Raw genomic sequence first — 17,713 nt, 5'->3', positions numbered from 1 at the left:
TTTAAAATGCTAAATATTATGATGACTTTCTAATTATATCATCTGATTTCCAAGCTTCTTCTTTTATATTAACCTAAAGCTAAATAGCAATTTGGGAAAGAATTAGGAAAAATCATAATTATGGCCAATCATGGTATTATTTCAGAAGTCATTAAATAAAATGATCGGTTGGATTAAAATTAGGAGAAGCTGTAAGAATGGTATAAAATATACAAGGTTATTTTTATTAAATGGCTTTGTGTGTTTTTAGTATGAATTGGAATTTATATTTCATTTTGAAGTAGTCAATAATTAAACTAGATAAAATACAATCTACAGGTGAGATTCAAACAATCCGACAAGCTTCAGCAATATTCGCCAACTCACCCTCTTGATGTACTGAAGCAATTTTTGATTCATCTGTAGGCTATAAATCGTCCCTCATTTATAACACTTAGACTTACATGTTAATAACCTGATGAATAAAGGTAATGGGAAGATAAAATTATGCGGACTTTTTGATCGCGAAAAACTAAGACTATGTCTAATTCATAAAGATTGTATGTGTCGCGATTTTACGACAAATCTTAATGAATATTGTGATATTTTACTAACTGGAAAAAGTGATTTAGATTATTAACTTTGACAAATATTGGATATTCAAATCAATTTTAGAAAACTATAATCAATTATAAACAATGAAAAATATAGCTCTTTTTACTTTCTTGCTATCATCTATTTTTTGCTTGGCTCAGCCCTCAGAAGTAAAAAAAATCAATATTAATATTTTAATTGATAGTGCGGCAAACCAAATGCTGAAAAAACCTTTAATTCATTCTACATCAATCGCTATCGTTTATCAAGGTAAAGAATATATCGGTCATTATGGAGAATTAGAGAAAGGAAAAAATAATTACCCTACTAATGAAACAATTTATGAAATTGGTTCTCTAAGTAAAACTTTTGCAGGAACACTTGCGGCTAAGGCCGTTTGTGAAAATAAATTAAATATTGATGATGAGATCCAAAAATATTTACTTGAAGACTATCCAAACTTAAAATATGGAAGTCAACCTATTCTTGTAAAACATCTGCTGTCACACACAAGTGGGTTTCCAAACATGCTTCCTTTCCAAGCAAATTCAATACTTCAGGATTTCACAAATCACGACACACCAGCTAAAATCAATGAACTTTATAGAAACTATGGCCAGAAAGATTTTCTAAGAGATCTCCATAAAGTTAAGATTGATACTGTTCCAGGTTACAAATATTCATACTCTAGCGCAGGTAGCGAACTTGTGGCTTTTATTTTAGAAAAAGTATATAAAACAAAATATGAAGAACTATTGACGGATTACCTGTCCAAAAAAATTGCAATGCATAACACAAGAATCAGTCTTTCGGATCAGGAAGCAAAAAAACTTGCAGTTGGGTACCACAGTGATAACAGCATTATCCCCGCTCCAATGCCAAAATTACCGTGGGGAGCATCTGGTAATATGAAATCCACAATACCTGATATGGTAAAGTATATGAAATTTGAATTGAAAAATAATAACATCGTTGCTAAGTCACATAAATCAATTGTCAAGTTTGATCGTGAGTTCAGTATTGGGTATTTCTGGAATATTGTCACTGATGATAAAAAATTAGGTACATATTACGTACATCATGGTGGCGTGCCTCGTTCCCAATGTTACATCTATATTATTCCAAAATACGATTTAAGCGCATTTATTATTACCAATCAGAGTGGCATCGACACTGCAAAGGTCATGGAAGAGGCATTAAATATCATATTTGATAAAATAGCGGCGGAAGGAAGCGAGGGATAAAACGATCAAAGACGCAAGAGCTTTCTATGGAAAAATACTGCTAAACTAAATACAGTCCTTTCAAGCTTTTTACTTTAATAACTTTATTATCAAATGAAAATTGATTTTAGAAATATAAATTACCTTAAACTAGGGAATACTAAACAAAGGAAAATACATAACATAATAACCAAGTATCAGCTGTTCGAAATTCTCAACGATTACAAACCTATCCTAGTGGGAACAATTCCCATAAATATCGATATAGAAGAGAGTGATGTAGATATAATATTACAAGCTCATAATTTGAAGGAGTTAACGCAATTATTACTCAAGAGTTTTGCTCAATTTGCTCAATTTCGATTAAGTACCTTCAGCAATGGAGCCCTAACCTCGAATTTTATGCTAGAAGATACGCTAATAGAAATATATGCGACAGATATAGACACAGAAAAACAAAATGGATATTTACATATGATTAAAGAGTACGAAATCCTGCAGGCTAGAAATGACAGTTTTAAAATGGAAATAATAAAATTAAAAAAACAGGGAATAAAAACAGAATCGGCATTTTGCAAACTACTGAATATAAGTGGAGATCCCTATGTTGAATTACTCAACTACATCGTGCAATAGTTCTGATAAACATAGCATACCGTTCTAAAAACTCACAAACAAAGATAAGTTTGGTAGAAAATTACAAGAGGCCTTTAGTCTGGTTTATAAACTTTTACAAAGCCATTCCTGACCGAATGGCTTTGCAAGTTATATCCTATACAGTTAGCCTTCTTGATGAATTGTAAATATACCACAGCGAATTGTAAATAGTTTATTCGGTTTTGAACTTTTGATGTAGATTTATAATTAAAAATAGCACAATTATATGTGTATAAATGGAACTATAAAAATTTAAACAAACACTAAAGAAGCGGCAACTGTCATTTTATCAATTGACTGTAATTATATAAACGGCGAACTAACAATAATATGAAAAAACTTTTATTACTTTTTACAATTGCTCATTTTTTGACTTCTTGTAATGGGCACGAAACAAAAAAAATGGATAATAAAATTGAAAAAATTGCGACTGCAAAAAAAGATACTATTAAAATCAACGAGATTCACTTAAATTCAGGTTTGGATAAAACACTGATTCCATTTGGCTTAAATAAGGATGATAATAATAATTCAGCCTATAACTTAAATTTAGATTATGAAGAATTTTCATTTTCTCCTCAACAAAATTTTAAATTCAATGATCTGAATATCGGTAAAATAAAAAGTTTAATCATATACTATTTGAAAGAAGACAACAGTGCTTTCACTTATGAATTAGAATTAGAAGACAACAGCAATTGTGAATTATTAATAGGTGAATTCAATAAAAATTTCGGCAAGCACCTGTTTTACCAAAAAAATGAAAATACAAAAGAACATCCTATATTTTTGGATGAAAACGGAGAGCAAGAAACGCGACATATTATTGAAGAACTAATAAAATGGGATGATAGTCAGCATGATGTAAGCTATTTTGTGAGCTATAAAAAAAATCTCACTACAAATGAAAATAAATTAACAACAATAGCGATAAGTAATGCTCATAAAAAATATGCGGAATGGATAGATTTTAGAAGCCTCAGTATGGTTTTTCCAAAATAATCAAACAATGATTGCAAAGAGGGATTTTGAATCAGGCAGTATGAAAAGTAAAATTTAACATTAGCTTCTTAGCTGAATTTTAGTCATAATAGCTGCATATGTGTTTTGATTTAATGCCAATTAACATTCGGAAATGAAACAATTAGTAACATTTTTAGCACTCCTACTTGTGCACGTTTTGGTTTTTTCACAAACGGAGCATAAAATCTTTTATGACAATGGAAATCTTAAACAAGTTGGACAATTCGATGCGAATGGAAATTGCACTGGAGAATGGAAATATTATGGATATAGTGGTAAGCTGGAAAAAGTTGGTAATTTTCTAAACCAACAACAAATTGGAGAATGGTTTTTCTATATAGACGGCTATCTGTATAATATTGCAAACTATAAAGATGGTGTAATACAAACAGACAATTGGTATCACAAAAACGGTAAAACATTGGCTTTGGGACAATATAAAGATGGAAAAAAAACTGGAAAATGGAAATTTTACCAAGAAAGTGGCGCATTAAAACAGATTGAAAGGTATAAAGATGGAAAAGAAGACGGAAATTGGGTATGGTTTTATAGCAATAACAAAATCGCATGCAGAGGGAAATATAAAAAAGGATTGAAAACGAAAGTATGGAGATGGTATTATGAGAACGGAAACTTAAAAAATGTAAGCAATTATGTAAACGGAAAAAGAAATGGTCAATGGAAATGGTACAACGAAAACGGAGTGTTATTAGAAATGGGACAATTTAAAAGCGGTGATAAAAGAGGGCAATGGAAACTCTACAACGAAAACGGTTATTTGACAGAAACAAGAAACTACTAGAAATGTCTAAATTTTAGGCAATATCTACCACATTGGCAGTAATACTTGACTTGACGAACCACGGTTAAATCCAAATAAAAGGAAAAGAAGAGATTAAAACAATAAAATTTTCTTTTACTTTTTACGTTAGTAAACACATAATATAAACCCTTTCCATAAGTTTCATGGCTGAAAACTACTGTTCAAACTTCTATGTTTACTCCTGCTATGGAATAATCAGACGACATAACTACCAGATCGTGACCAATAGCTAGCTTTTCTATAAAACTCAAACTTTAATGCTGGTTGGAGCAATTGTTGAATCAAACGTAGGTTAAAAGAATAATTGTCGAAACTATATCTCCTCCCCTTAATCACTCTATTGGTATGCCCAATTAAAATAGAGACTTATTCAAACATAAATTGATTAAATCGCCACAGAAATAAGCAATCTTCCTACAAATATCAATTAGGTCTTATGTATTGATCGACTTATGAGTAGTTTAAGAGAAAATTTTAAAAATTATGAAATCAATTGAAAATTTAACAAAATTCGAGCTCGGACAAGGTGAAGAGCAAACTATACAAGGAGGATTCAATCCAATGGGTGGAATCTCGTTATCATTTTCACCTGCTCAAGGAGGAGAAAGTGGCGGTACAATCGGTGTGTACTTAAATGGAAGCCATATTTCAAACACATACTTTTTTACCGAACACAATTGGGTATATACTAGTAGTTATATGTAGGCAATGATGCAATCTATTTTCCGAAATAAAACTCGTTTTAATTTCGGAAAATAGATTGCATTGTTTTTAACCACTCCAAAAAAATTCATTCAATGGAGTTTAGAACTATATCCATAAATACCTTATGATGAACAGTTGATATGAGCAACAAACATTTAAATCCAATTTATTGTATTTTTAAGGTTTTCGCAAGTACTAATCTGTGAACAAGATATTACTGACTATCTTATTTTTCACTTTTTTATATTCGAACGTTCCTCCAGCACCACTTTGTGATGTGTACGATAGGCTATCGGCACTCCAAACAAAATCTTCTGATTTAAAAAGCAAAGCAAACAATTTTTTTATTTCTGAAACTTCTGTAAACGGAATCGTTAACTGATAAGAGCTTACGCCAACTGGACATTCTTTTTGACTATAACTTATTCGATTTTTAAATTGCTGTGAAAAAACACATTTTTCTCCCAAAATTTTTTGAGGTCCAATAGTATCGTAATGACAAACAAGGTAGGCATATAATGAGGAATAAGATTTGTGAGATTATAACCAGTCAATTTTATTCATATCGGGTTTGACAAGTACAAATCTTTGATCTTTTGATTGTGCAAATGAAAATTTACATACCAAAAGTAAAGCAATCAAAATTGTTGTCTTCATTTAGTTAGGAATTGTATGACCAATCTTAAACCCATAATAAATTGTTTCTGTAGAAACTTGAATAGATAAATAGGAAATCTTCATCATCGATATTTTTAATTTAAAGAGCGGTAACTCCAGGCTTTTAATCTTATTGAAAAGCCGTTGACACTTATAAAATTAATAAATTATTTACGCAAGACCAATTTACGAAAAGATTACTCAAGTTTATTCACCCAATCTCCTCTTTATTAATTTGGGACTATACTAAAGATAGGTTGACAATTATATTTTCTTAGCATGGAATGCGAAAAAATGGTGTCTATTAGTGGATAGACACTAATGCATTAAAAATTATATTTACAAATGCCTATTACTAAATAAAATCAATACCTTAAGGTATTTAGGGTAGTCCCTATTCTTTTAAAGTAGTATATTAGGGTGAAAAAATTACAATATCCGGCTTTATGATGAGTACGCTTACAAATTTAGTTTCTGAATAGAAAAACAATTTTATACCTTCGATTGACAGATGGAAAAGAAACAATATGAAAAAAATATTATCCTAATATGCTTTATTTTGGTCAAATTTCTTATTCAATATTCACTTATTAGCCCAGAATATGAATTGCAAAGAGATGAATTTTTGCATATAGATCAGGCAAACCATTTGGCTCTTGGATATTTTTCTGTTCCACCAGTTACGTCCTGGATTTCGTATATAATTAAATTACTTGGAAATATTGTTTTTTGGATTAAATTCTTCCCTACACTTTTCGGGGCGTTGACAATTCTCTTGGTCTGGAAAACAATTGAAGAATTAAAAGGGAATCTTTTTGCGCTTATCTTAGGGGCAAGCTGTGTGACATTTTCAGTATTATTCAGATTAAATACCTTATTTCAACCAAACTCACTAGATGTCCTGTGTTGGACTTCACTGTTTTATTTCATTATAAAATATTTAAACAGTAATCAGACTAAATGGATATATCTCATTGCATTTACATTTGCGATTGGATTTTTAAATAAATACAATATCATTTTCCTTGTTTTAGGAATTATTCCCTCTTTACTATTAACAGCTGAAAGAAAAATCTTTCGCAATAAAAACCTTTATTTTGGAATTGGATTAGCTTTCATTATAATTTCTCCAAATATAATTTGGCAATTCAATAATCATTTCCCTGTTGTCCATCATCTTCATGAACTTTCAGAGACACAGCTTGTAAATGTGGATCGTTGGAGTTTCATCCGCTCTCAGTTTCTATTTTTCCCAGGAACTTTGATCGTTGTTTTTTTTGGACTTTTTGCGTTGCTAAAGCAACAGAAATTCAAAAAATATCGGCTATTCTTTTGGGCATTCTTCATAATAATCTCAATTTTTTTGTTTTTAAAAGCTAAAGATTATTATGCGATTGGAGTTTACCCAATTTATTTTGCTTTCGGTTCAGTATATATTTCAACTTTATTAGAAAATGAAATTGGTAAAATCTTAAAACCAATATTTATCCTTTTGGTGGCTGTATGTTTCATTCCGATTTACCGTGTTGCATTTCCTAATAAAAGTCCGGAGTACATTGTCAATCATCCCGATAAATACAGAAAATTTGGAATGTTAACTTGGGAAGATGGAAAAGAGCATCAATTACCACAAGATTTCGCAGACATGTTAGGTTGGAAAGAACTTGCCAAAAAAGTGGATAGTGTTTACATGACTATTCCAAACCCAAAAAATACGTTGATATTATGTGATAATTACGGGCAAGCCGGAGCTATCAATTATTATTCAAAGAAAGGAATCCGTGCTGTAACATTCAATGCAGATTACATCAACTGGTTTGATTTTGAAACAAAATACTATCATTTAATCCGTATCAAAAATGCTTGGGAGAAAGAAAATGAATGGACAGAAACTTCTCCATATTTTGAAAATGCTTGTATTGCAGATTCGATCACGAACAAATATGCTAGAGAATATGGAACAACAATTTTTTCTTTCATGAATGCCAAAATTGATATTAATGAAAGAATAAAAAAAGAGGTAGAGGAAGTTAAAAACTTCCATTAAAAATCACCGTATTGCAAGAACTAAAATCACACCAATGCGTGCCATACTTTTACGCATACCGCTGGCCAACTGCATATCGTTATATACAACACCATGATGCCTTACCCCTCTTGACATAGTGCTGTCACAGACCTTAACTAGTTTTGCGACATAGTAAGCCACTTAAAGTTTGAAAACACATTACTAAAGCTGATAAATTGTGGTTGCGTATAGATCTGTTTTTAACTTGACCTTCATTGTGAATTCCTTGGTTTTATGTGATATGGTGCTTTTTACGAATAATAATTTTGATCTGCAGTATTCTAATTGCCATGATTATGTCATGAAACTAATTGTCACAATTTAGTATTATATTTTAATTTATCTTCATTTCATGAAGCAACTACTAATCGTATTAACCTTATTAATTACACAATCTTGTCAAATAAGCAACCTCGGTAAAAAAGACAACCATGCATTATATATAAATACAATTATTCCAGCGTATTCGTCACTAAAAATTTCAACTGAGGACGCGAAGTCTTTTTCGTTTGAGGTGATAATTAAATCTGATAGTACGATCCATTTAAGAACTCATGATACGGAAATTAGCATGGAAAAAGATAATAAATACGCTTTAAATGTTGACGACAGTGAAAGTGTGATATTCAAAAATTTATCAAATCGGAATAGTGTCATTAAGCTCAAGATTTTCAATCATTCTGCCAAAGTAATGCAAACCATAGATAAATTATAATATGGTTCGAAATTAAAATCAAATATCCTACAACAGACTTAAAATTTATGGAATTAAGGTGAAATTATTGGTTTACTTGAAATAAAAAGAAAGGCCATATTAAGTATTATAATAACCAACGGATACGGATTAATTTAAATGGAATGAGCCCGGTGGAATACCGAGCTCATTATATCAAAAACACTGCGTAAATTAGTCCAGCTTTTTGGGGTCAGTCCATTATGGCCTTTCTTTTTATTTGACGGGAGTGCCATCTGCGATCTCTTCATCTGCTTTACTGACGAGTAACATTGTTGGATTAAGATTCCCAAATATTTCTACCTGCTCCTCAATACTGCGTCCTTTTTGTACGGGAACACGGCTTGTTTTATTGGCTATAACTGCTATTACAAAACTACCTTCACCTGAAGTGTAAATGGCGGCTTTGGGTACTACAAAAGTACTATCCTGAGAGGTTAACGGTAAGTCGACCTCGGCAACCATACCGGGAAGAAGTTTGTTGTCGGTATTGTTAATGTCAATTTCAATCCTTTCTGATCTCAATTTGCTATCCAGTGCTCCTGACTTGCGTGCAATCTTGCCTATAAAATATTGTCCTGGCAAGGATTTTACGGTGAACTGCAACGGCTGTTCTGCAACAAGGAAGCCCGCATACTGTTCAGGTACAGAAACAGCTAAACGCAGCTTGCTTTGTTGCTGGATTGTCATGATCGGCATTTCCGAACCTCTACCTGCCGGTCCTACATACGCACCTTGATTAACATTCCTTGTGGCAATAACACCATCAAATGGAGCGCGTATTTCAAGATAGTTCAGCAGATTCTGCACCTCCGCATAGGCGGATTTTGCTGCCTGAAATTGGGCATAATCGGCATTCTTTTTCGCCTCTGCCACTTCCAGATCCAATCGAGCTACGGTACCTTCAACTTTACTGGTTTCAAACAATCTATCATAAGTGCTTTTGGTAGCCGTATAAATGGCCTCTTGCGACTTTAACCTCGATTTTGCAGTTGACAACTGTGAGCTTAATTCTGGAGCTTCAAGGACAGCTAACAACTGTCCCGCTTGTACCTTACTACCGATATCGACTTTTAAAGCCTGCACATAGCTACTCACTTTGGCATAAATTTCAACCTGCTGAAATCCGCTGATCTCTCCCGGTATCTGCATTTTACTTGTTAGTTTTTCCTTAGAAAGTACAAATGTTTCTATTGCTGGACTTTCTTTAGTTACTTTTTTGTCAGTTTCCTCAGCAGCAGACTGACATCCGGTTAAGTAGGCGAATAAGCCAATCGTGTATAATATTCTTAAGAAATTACTTTTCATCTGTTTAAATTATTGATATGTTTTTAGGCTCTTCAGTATTAATGAACTCATTTACCTCGATTTGAATGAATCATGATGATTTCATTTTAAAGGTTTTAATGCTGTTATATAATGTTTACTTTCTTCATCTTGCGGATCCAAGGAGATCGACTGCGTGCTACTTTTCTCTTGTATCCAAGCGAATATTAAAGGTAAAATAACAAGTACGGCGAAAGTTGAAAACAATAATCCCCCGATTACGGCACGTCCCAGCGGGGAAACTTGCTCCCCACCTTCACCATGTCCAATTGCCATTGGTAACATTCCGACAATCATAGCCAAACTGGTCATAATAATCGGACGTAGACGAAGTGAAGCCGCCTCTCGTGCCGCAGACAATGCATTTTGATTATGCTTACGTATATGTTCTGCGTTCGTGATCAAAAGTACTGCATTGGCGATGGATACCCCTACAGACATGATAATCCCCATATATGACTGCAGGTTAAGTGTTGAACCCGTCAGTAAAAGCATCAACAGAGATCCAAGTACCACGGCTGGAACTGTTGTTAGTACGACCATTGAAACTTTAAAGGATTGAAAATTTGCCGAAAGCATCAGAAATATGACTATAATCGCAATTGCTAGGCCTGCCTGTAAACTATCCATTGTTTCGCCCAATACTTTTCCTAATCCAATCTGCTCGACAGAAAGCCCACGTGGCAATTCACCTAAAGCGACAATACTGCGCTGTACATCTTTAGAGGCTGTTTTTAGATCTGTATGATCAATATTGGCTGTCACAGAAATGTACGGCATAGCGCCTAAGTTATCGTTCTCGCCATAGGTAAATGATGGCGTAATAGTTGCAATATCGCTCAGAATAGGTCGTGAAGAATTTTTTAGCAATGGAATTTCGCCAATCTCTTTTTCATCTTTCATTTTGTCTATTGGGACCTGAACTTGCACGTTATAAGATAATCCAGCCTTTTCATCAATCCAGGTATTCTTTTCCGTATAACGAGAGGATGAAGTCGCGGCAATTAGTGAGCGCGATACCTCTGCAAGGTCAATACCAAGTTGAGCAGCACGTACTCGATCTATAGTAATATCATAGGACGGATATTTAATGGACTGTGCCAGTTGAATATCTCTGAAGTATGGTATGGTTTTTAGTTCTTCTATTAGTTTTCCTGCGTATTTTTCATTATTCTTTTTGTTTTTACCTGCAATCCGTACTTCAACAGGTGTTGGCGAACCTTGGCTTAACACTTTGTCCGTGAGTTCGATCGGCTCAAAAGAAACCTGTACATCTGGAAGAGCTGTTTTGAGTCGATTCCGATACTCATCGCGGAAGCTATCCATATCGCGGTGGTAATCTTGAAGAGCTATTTGGAAAACAGCTTCATGAGGTCCTGCCATAAACAAATAGATCGGTGATACAGAGAATTGTCCCGGATGTTGACCGATATAAACAGATGATATGCTAATATGTTCTTTCCCTACCAGTTTTTCAAGTTCTGCTAATGCAAGTTTCGCTTTTTCCTCCGTACGTTCAATGCGGGTACCTTCGACGGCCCGTAGGCGCATTTGAAACTGGCTCGAATTCACCTTTGGAAACACATCCTGTCCAATGACGGAGAGTAAAATCACCACCAAGCTAATGGATCCAACTAGATATACGATGGTGATGATTTTCTTTTGTTTAAACAGTTGATCGATCATGTTCATAAACCGATTTCTGAATCTTTCGAACAGACTGATTTTACCATCGTTATTAAAATCTTCGCGTTCGACTAGAATTCGCTTTTGATTTAGCGTATCTTGCTCAGATTCCACTGAAAGGCCTGTTTCAGCAAATTGCACTTCATCTGCACTCAATCCTTTAGGATTAATCTTATTTGCTCCTACTTTATGATGATCTTTCATAAGCCAGTTAGCCATAATGGGTACAAAAGTCTGTGACAATAAGAAGGAGGTGATCATTGAAAAGCCAATGGACAAAGCCAGTGGTAAGAATAAAGATCCTGGGATACCTGTCATTGTAAATGCCGGAGCGAATACAGCGAGGATACACAATAAAATCAAAAGCTTCGGAAGGGCTATTTCCTTACAGGCATCCCAGATCGCCAATGCTTTGGGTTTTCCCATATCCAAATGTTGATGGATATTCTCTATCGTTACGGTACTTTCGTCAACCAGAATACCAATTGCTAGCGCCAATCCACTCAGTGACATGAGGTTGATGGTCTGTCCAAATAGTTTTAGGAAGAGTACTCCCGCTATAACAGAAATTGGAATTGTTAAGATAACGATCAAGGCAGCCCTTCGGTCACCTAAAAATAGTAAAACCATTAATCCGGTAAGAATAGCGCCGATTGCTCCTTCAGTGATTAGACTTTTAACAGAGTTGATAACATATACCGATTGGTCAAACTCATAGGATAATTTAACATCTTCGGGCAAGGTATTCTGTATTTTTGGAAGTGCAGCCTTCAAATTTTGTACAACTTCCCAAGTCGAAGCATCACCAGCCTTGGCAATACTGACATAGACCGATCGTTTTCCATTGACAAGCGCATAGCCTGCAGTAACATCGGCTCCATCCTTCACGCTAGCGATATCACCCAGATAAAGATTTTGAACACCACCTTTAAAAAGGGGAATTTTCTCAAAATCTTTGACATTACGAATGGTGTTATTAGTTGACGTAATGTAATTTTTATCCTTTATACGGACATTTCCCGCTGGTGCAGTCTGGTTATTAAGCTTTAACGCTTCTACGACCTGATCAGGGGTCATGTTGTGGCTACGCATCAATTCGGGATCAACATTGACCTCTATTGTCCGCGGACTACCCCCAAATGGTGGTGGGGAAATTAATCCCGGTATGGAGGTGAATGAAGCCCGTACATAAACATTGGCTAGATCTTGTAATTCGTTATTCGACCGCTTATCACTACTAAGTACCAATTGGCCTACAGGAAGTGAAGATGCATCAAACCGAATAATAAAAGGCGGTTGTGAACCAGGAGGAAATGAAGCCTGTATCCGGTTGGCGAGTGCGCTCAATTCCGCCGCTGCTTGTGCCATGTTGGTATCTTCGTAATAAGAGATCTTCATTAAAGTCAAACCTTGAATATTTTTGGTCTCAATCGACTTTACCCCATTGGCAAAAAGTAAAATATTAACGTAGTTTTTAGCAAAATAAGACTCCATCTGATCTGGAGAATAGCCTCCAAAAGGGTGCGCAATATAAATAACAGGAAGGTTCATTTTGGGTAAAATATCAACCTTAATCGTGCGTACTGCACCTATTCCAAACACAATAAGACCCATAACCAGCACAAGGATGGATATTGGCTTACGTAAGGCAAAACGTATTAAATTCATGCTTTGTTATTTATAGTTCTTTGTAAAAAATATCATAATCTCCAGCGGAGGCGGCTTTCAGTAATAATGATTGCCAGAGGTTAATATGGACGATTTCGCGGTCTGTCTCGGCTCGGTTCAGTGTATATAACGTTTGGGTGATATCAACAAGCGTAGCCAGACCATTTTTGTACATGGTCATCTTTTGATTATAAGCTTGTAAAGCTGCTGATACCTGTTTAGGTGCTTCAGCGTCGCTTTGCTGTGCTAATCGCATCTTAACCTCAGCAGCATCCAGTTGTGCAAAAAATTGCGCTTCCGTGGTTTGATATTCCTCACGTAAAGCATCGTTGGTGTAGCGCTGCGCACTGATTTTTTTATTCACTCGTGCAATAGATGTAATATTCCAATTGATCCCTAACCCCAAAAGATAATTTTGCCTATTGGGACGAATACCATTCCAATAGTTGCTTGTGAATGCTTGGAGATCTGTCGCATATTCACTTTTGAATCCAGAACCGCGTGCCTGGAATACACCAAAGGCAGACAGAGTTGGTAAGTATTCTTTGCTTGATAACTTTAGCTGTTGCTCACCAACTTCAATTCGACTTCTGTAATATTGAAGTATAGGATTATTGCCTACCAGAGATACATCTACTGCAAGCGGCTGAGCTGGTGTTCTTGTCACTAACCCCGTGTCAATTTGAAGGTCTGTTGCATTGATTCCCATCAATACCGTTAATTTATTATTTTGTTCTTTCACATTTTCTCCAGCTTGATTCAAGCTGATTTTTGCACGAGAAACCTCAGCCGAAGCCAAGGTTGAATCGACACCGGGCAAAATCCCATTCTTGGCTTTAGTGGCCGCAATATTAAAAAATACTAATGCGCGATCTAGATTTTTCTGTTGATTTATTTGGAGACGCTGACTCGCCAGAAGATTTAAGTAAGCGGCTACAATCCTGATCTTATGTTGAAATTGTTCTTGTTGGAGATCAATTTCTAGTCGTTTACTATCGGCCTTACTCAATTCTATTCGTTCCTTTTTTCGGCCAAAAGTGTAGATATCCCAATTGATGTTTGCTAGATACAGGGCCCCAAAGGCAGCATTCCAATTCTGTTCTGGAAGGGCTGCTCCTGAGGAGGCTACTCCCAGCCCCCCAAATCCGTATAATGGACCATTTTGCCCATTAATGGTTCCATAATCTTGTTGTGCTACGACTGTCAAATTAGGCCAGAAGTCGCGTTTTACTTGTTCGTTGGTCTGTAGTGAGGATTGGACATAATACCTCTTTGCCTTGATCATTCCATAATTTGCAAGACCTTGGTCTACAGCATCTCGGATGGTAAGCTTCTGTGCAAATGAGGTTGAGGTCGCAAGTGATACAGCCAATGACAACACTAAATTCAATTTCAGCATAGGTTATATATCATTTTATGGATACGAAGATAAGCCCCAAGTACGATGCACTATTAGTTTAAAATGATCTATAGCGTTTAAAAGTGACCAATTTAATTCGTCATTTATTTTTCGGTGGTTATAAACTTAATACTTTTACTTTGTAACAGATTTTTAACAAAAACAAGGGATTATGAGAAAGATTCTGGAGAATAAGATCATACAGGAAATCGCATTATTGATTTTCTCGTTTATCCTCTTTACTTTGAATGATTGGATTTTGATCTTAAGCTGGAAAGGCTTTTTAATGGGGTTGGTCTATTTTCTGATTTTATACATACACGCACAGGTGAACCGTTTTTTTCTGCTGCCAATTCTGATTAAAAAAAATAAAGCCATACTTTATGCGTTGTCTTCGACCGCAATACTCCTTGTTTTTGCTTTTATTCTAAAGGAAATCACCGAAAATGTAATTTATAAGAATTGCTTTCTGTACAAAAACCTCGCTCAGAAAACTTTCCATTATCAAGTTGGGGTACTGCTGGGATCGCTAGTATGTATTTTAGGAAGTATCCAATTTATCGAATTTTATCGTTTCCAGCGATTAAAAACAAGAAGAGAACTACTTTCCAATCAAACGCAATTGTCTAATTTAAAAAAGCAGCTGAATCCTCACTTTTTGTTTAATACTTTAAATACAATCTATGGGATCAGCCTTAAATTTCCGGAACGTACCTCCGAACTGATTATCAAAGTATCACAATTACTACGTTATCAAATGGAAAGCAGCGACAGGGAATTTGTCTCAATGGACGATGAGATTGATTTTATATCAAGTTATATCGAATTGGAACGCGAACGTTTAGGTTATCGTACAAAAATTGATTTTGATTATCAACCAGAAGTGGGAATCAACAACCAAATTGCACCGATGCTGCTGATCACATTTATTGAGAATGCTTTTAAACATGGTACCTGTAGTATAGAAGATTGTTACGTAGCGATCTCAATAAAAATTGAAAAAGGGACCTTATATTTGCATGTACAAAATTCAGTCCCCATAAAAAAAAGGAATGTATTTTCAGCAAAAATAGGTTTAGAAAATACGGTAGCGCGCTTGAAGTTATTATACCCTAATCGCTATCAATTGAATACGAATGCAAATAAGGAAGAGTTTGAGGTCTACTTGGTCATAAATCTTTAGCAATGGATAAAAATCGCTGCATTGTGGTTGACGACGAACCAGCTGCACATTATGTATTGGTCAATTATATTGAAAGAAGCGCTGATCTGGAGTTGGTAGCCCAATGCTACAATGCATTTGAAGCGCTGGAATATCTGAGAAATAATAGGGTTGATCTTATCTTTCTGGATATTGATATGCCAGAAATTACTGGAATGGAGTTTTTGAAAATGCTGGATAATCCTCCAAAAATAATACTGACAACAGCATATTCGGAATATGCTTTAGAAAGTTATGATTATGGGGTGGTCGACTATCTATTGAAACCTATATCTTTTCCTCGCTTTTTTAAAGCTTTACAACGTTTTCTATCCTACAACAATAGTGCTATTCCATCAGAAGATGAACCTAAAACAATCAGTATCCGTATGGATGGTCGGCTTATTGAGATTAAGCTTTCACAAATTGATTTTATACAAAGTTTTGGTAACTATGTAAAAATTGTCACTCCGGCACAGACGTACCTCACCGCCATCACCACGCAACAGATTTTAAAACAATTGCCTGCCTCTAAATTTGTCCGCATCCATAAATCGTATATTGCTTCCATCAATAAGGTCAGCAAATATGAGCATGGTCTGGTGCAGATCAATAATATGAACCTTCCCGTTGGAATCACTTTTAGAAGGGAACTACAAGAAAAATTAGAAAACACCTAATTCCTTCCCCTTATTGCTAATACTTAATCGATTATTGCAATCTGTCTTTTTTAATATGAAATTGGCGGAAGTTCAAAAATGATTATTTTTACAATAATAGATGCTCAAAACACCATAAATGACCAGAACCAATTCCTTATAAAAGTATGTAATAAAGTTAATTACTTTAATACATCCCGAAAAAATAGCACGTGACGGCGCTCTATACAAACCCTCTAAAATCCATTCATTTCACGACGACGGGACGTTCTGTGATTTTCACTCCAGTATTTATATTCGTAGTTCTTGCTATGATATGCTGAAGAAATGAATTAGCAATGCTAAATGCTGTTAAAATTAGGAGTTAATCAATCCAAACATTTCGTTTTAAAAGATTTATTAATCAAGTATGCATCTAAACTATATGAATATCCATTTAAAGTTCCCAAAAGGAAACATGCGGAGGCACTTATCCATACTGAATAATCAAAAGTAGGTTTAATTCCCACAGATATTGTCATGGATACAGCAAAAATTGTTAATAAAAGACCAGATGCAAAACTGATCATTTTTGTTTTGTATCCAATAAGCAGTAGCAAGGAAAAAACAATTTCTAAACCCGTGGCTATAATCGCTAAAACCTCTCCGATTGCAGGAGATACAAAGAAATTAAGTGTATTGGAGTAATCTACAAAATGTCCCCAATCTCCCCAGGAGACATTCTTACTTCCTGGATTTCCCCAAATGCCAAACCGGTCTGCTACAGCCGATAAAAATGCAATCGCCACAGTGATGCGAACAAATAATTGAAAATACTTCTGATTCATTTTTTTAAGAATTTTATTGGTCAAAATTATATCTTACAGAAATTAAAGTAATTAAACCAGTTTAAGAAATGAGATTACTTTTTCTTTTTTTATATCATCAATAGTAGGATAAGAACATTTTTAATGTACTAACCATGAACAGAAAGACAACTTAAAATACATGAAATTGAATAAAATAAACGCATTCTCTTTTTCTAAAAAACATCCAACTTATGATTAAAAAAGAGATAAGATCCACATATCATTGGCCTAAATAAAAATATAAAAAAAACCACATCTTACGACTTGGCTCTCACTAAAAATTGCGACTTATATTTCTGTATTACAAAACGTGTGACGCCCAAATGGATACAATGTATTTTTATTTGGATTGGCAGCTTAAAATGAGAATGGTGATTTTTTAAATTTGGCCAATTGAGATCTGAAATTTCCGATTGGATATTTTCATATAGAATTGATCTGGCAGTCAAAAACCCCCATTTTCA

The 17,713-nt window shown here is 34.7% G+C and carries 14 protein-coding genes; 9 read left to right on the top strand and 5 right to left on the bottom strand.

Features of this window, described 5'->3' with window-relative positions:
- Nucleotides 1-677: 677 nt before the first annotated feature.
- The 5 genes from EDF66_RS07550 (at nt 678) to EDF66_RS07530 (ending at nt 5,004) form a co-directional block, all read left to right on the top strand.
- Nucleotides 678-1,817, top strand: a complete 1,140-nt coding sequence (locus EDF66_RS07550; protein WP_207898521.1) for a serine hydrolase domain-containing protein — start codon at nt 678-680, stop codon at nt 1,815-1,817.
- A gap of 93 nt (nt 1,818-1,910) precedes the next feature.
- Entirely contained in the window at nt 1,911-2,432 is a 522-nt protein-coding gene (locus tag EDF66_RS07545; protein WP_132841687.1) for a DUF4269 domain-containing protein, read from the top strand.
- Between the two features lie 351 nt (nt 2,433-2,783).
- Nucleotides 2,784-3,455, top strand: coding sequence for a hypothetical protein (locus EDF66_RS07540; RefSeq protein WP_132841685.1), 672 nt, complete (start codon nt 2,784-2,786; stop codon nt 3,453-3,455).
- Nucleotides 3,456-3,588: 133 nt separating this feature from the next.
- A complete protein-coding gene (locus tag EDF66_RS07535; RefSeq protein WP_132841683.1) occupies nt 3,589-4,278 on the top strand; it encodes a toxin-antitoxin system YwqK family antitoxin in 690 nt (229 codons plus the stop codon).
- Between the two features lie 504 nt (nt 4,279-4,782).
- Nucleotides 4,783-5,004, top strand: a complete 222-nt coding sequence (locus EDF66_RS07530) for a hypothetical protein (protein ID WP_021191941.1) — start codon at nt 4,783-4,785, stop codon at nt 5,002-5,004.
- Nucleotides 5,005-5,199: 195 nt separating this feature from the next.
- Here EDF66_RS07530 and EDF66_RS07525 read toward each other — a convergent pair whose 3' ends face one another.
- Entirely contained in the window at nt 5,200-5,472 is a 273-nt protein-coding gene (locus EDF66_RS07525) for a hypothetical protein (protein ID WP_132841681.1), read from the bottom strand.
- A gap of 700 nt (nt 5,473-6,172) precedes the next feature.
- On the opposite strand from EDF66_RS07525, the gene EDF66_RS07520 reads away from it, so the two are divergent.
- Together EDF66_RS07520 and EDF66_RS26575 are read left to right on the top strand one after the other, a co-directional pair.
- Nucleotides 6,173-7,708, top strand: a complete 1,536-nt coding sequence (locus EDF66_RS07520; RefSeq protein ID WP_132841680.1) for a glycosyltransferase family 39 protein — start codon at nt 6,173-6,175, stop codon at nt 7,706-7,708.
- Nucleotides 7,709-8,542: 834 nt separating this feature from the next.
- Nucleotides 8,543-8,635: an IS3 family transposase gene (locus EDF66_RS26575; protein WP_132841805.1), complete on the top strand. Its 93-nt coding sequence runs from the start codon at nt 8,543-8,545 to the stop codon at nt 8,633-8,635.
- 43 nt (nt 8,636-8,678) lie between these two features.
- Here EDF66_RS26575 and EDF66_RS07510 read toward each other — a convergent pair whose 3' ends face one another.
- From EDF66_RS07510 to EDF66_RS07500, 3 genes are all read right to left on the bottom strand, one after another.
- Nucleotides 8,679-9,770 (bottom strand): efflux RND transporter periplasmic adaptor subunit, encoded by a 1,092-nt coding sequence (locus EDF66_RS07510; protein ID WP_132841678.1) that lies wholly within the window; start codon nt 9,768-9,770, stop codon nt 8,679-8,681.
- Between the two features lie 81 nt (nt 9,771-9,851).
- Nucleotides 9,852-13,142, bottom strand: a complete 3,291-nt coding sequence (locus tag EDF66_RS07505; RefSeq protein WP_132841677.1) for an efflux RND transporter permease subunit — start codon at nt 13,140-13,142, stop codon at nt 9,852-9,854.
- Between the two features lie 10 nt (nt 13,143-13,152).
- The gene (locus tag EDF66_RS07500) at nt 13,153-14,541 is read right to left on the bottom strand and encodes a TolC family protein (protein WP_132841675.1); all 1,389 of its coding nucleotides are present in this window, start codon (nt 14,539-14,541) and stop codon (nt 13,153-13,155) included.
- Between the two features lie 172 nt (nt 14,542-14,713).
- Between EDF66_RS07500 and EDF66_RS07495 the strand changes: the two genes are divergently transcribed.
- Both EDF66_RS07495 and EDF66_RS07490 read left to right on the top strand, forming a co-directional pair.
- Nucleotides 14,714-15,724 (top strand): sensor histidine kinase, encoded by a 1,011-nt coding sequence (locus EDF66_RS07495; protein ID WP_132841674.1) that lies wholly within the window; start codon nt 14,714-14,716, stop codon nt 15,722-15,724.
- 2 nt (nt 15,725-15,726) lie between these two features.
- Nucleotides 15,727-16,422: a LytR/AlgR family response regulator transcription factor gene (locus EDF66_RS07490; RefSeq protein ID WP_132841673.1), complete on the top strand. Its 696-nt coding sequence runs from the start codon at nt 15,727-15,729 to the stop codon at nt 16,420-16,422.
- 347 nt (nt 16,423-16,769) lie between these two features.
- On the opposite strand, the gene EDF66_RS07485 is transcribed toward EDF66_RS07490, so the two are convergent.
- Nucleotides 16,770-17,228, bottom strand: a complete 459-nt coding sequence (locus tag EDF66_RS07485) for a DoxX family membrane protein (protein WP_132841672.1) — start codon at nt 17,226-17,228, stop codon at nt 16,770-16,772.
- Nucleotides 17,229-17,713: the final 485 nt, after the last annotated feature.

This window comes from Sphingobacterium sp. JUb20, from assembly GCF_004342035.1.
GTDB classification, from domain to species: Bacteria; Bacteroidota; Bacteroidia; order Sphingobacteriales; family Sphingobacteriaceae; genus Sphingobacterium; species Sphingobacterium anhuiense.
This window is presented reverse-complemented; position numbering and strand designations above follow the sequence as displayed.

Excerpts from the sequence above, each read along its gene's own strand:
- EDF66_RS07490 (WP_132841673.1), top strand. The coding sequence starts at position 15,727 with ATGGATAAAAATCGCTGCATTGTGGTTGACGACGAACCAGCTGCACAT.
- EDF66_RS07485 (WP_132841672.1), bottom strand. The coding sequence starts at position 17,228 with ATGAATCAGAAGTATTTTCAATTATTTGTTCGCATCACTGTGGCGATT.
- EDF66_RS07495 (WP_132841674.1), top strand. The coding sequence starts at position 14,714 with ATGAGAAAGATTCTGGAGAATAAGATCATACAGGAAATCGCATTATTG.
- EDF66_RS07545 (WP_132841687.1), top strand. The coding sequence starts at position 1,911 with ATGAAAATTGATTTTAGAAATATAAATTACCTTAAACTAGGGAATACT.
- EDF66_RS07520 (WP_132841680.1), top strand. The coding sequence starts at position 6,173 with ATGGAAAAGAAACAATATGAAAAAAATATTATCCTAATATGCTTTATT.
- EDF66_RS07550 (WP_207898521.1), top strand. The coding sequence starts at position 678 with ATGAAAAATATAGCTCTTTTTACTTTCTTGCTATCATCTATTTTTTGC.
- EDF66_RS07500 (WP_132841675.1), bottom strand. The coding sequence starts at position 14,541 with ATGCTGAAATTGAATTTAGTGTTGTCATTGGCTGTATCACTTGCGACC.
- EDF66_RS07535 (WP_132841683.1), top strand. The coding sequence starts at position 3,589 with ATGAAACAATTAGTAACATTTTTAGCACTCCTACTTGTGCACGTTTTG.
- EDF66_RS07505 (WP_132841677.1), bottom strand. The coding sequence starts at position 13,142 with ATGAATTTAATACGTTTTGCCTTACGTAAGCCAATATCCATCCTTGTG.
- EDF66_RS07540 (WP_132841685.1), top strand. The coding sequence starts at position 2,784 with ATGAAAAAACTTTTATTACTTTTTACAATTGCTCATTTTTTGACTTCT.
- EDF66_RS07510 (WP_132841678.1), bottom strand. The coding sequence starts at position 9,770 with ATGAAAAGTAATTTCTTAAGAATATTATACACGATTGGCTTATTCGCC.
- EDF66_RS07530 (WP_021191941.1), top strand. The coding sequence starts at position 4,783 with ATGAAATCAATTGAAAATTTAACAAAATTCGAGCTCGGACAAGGTGAA.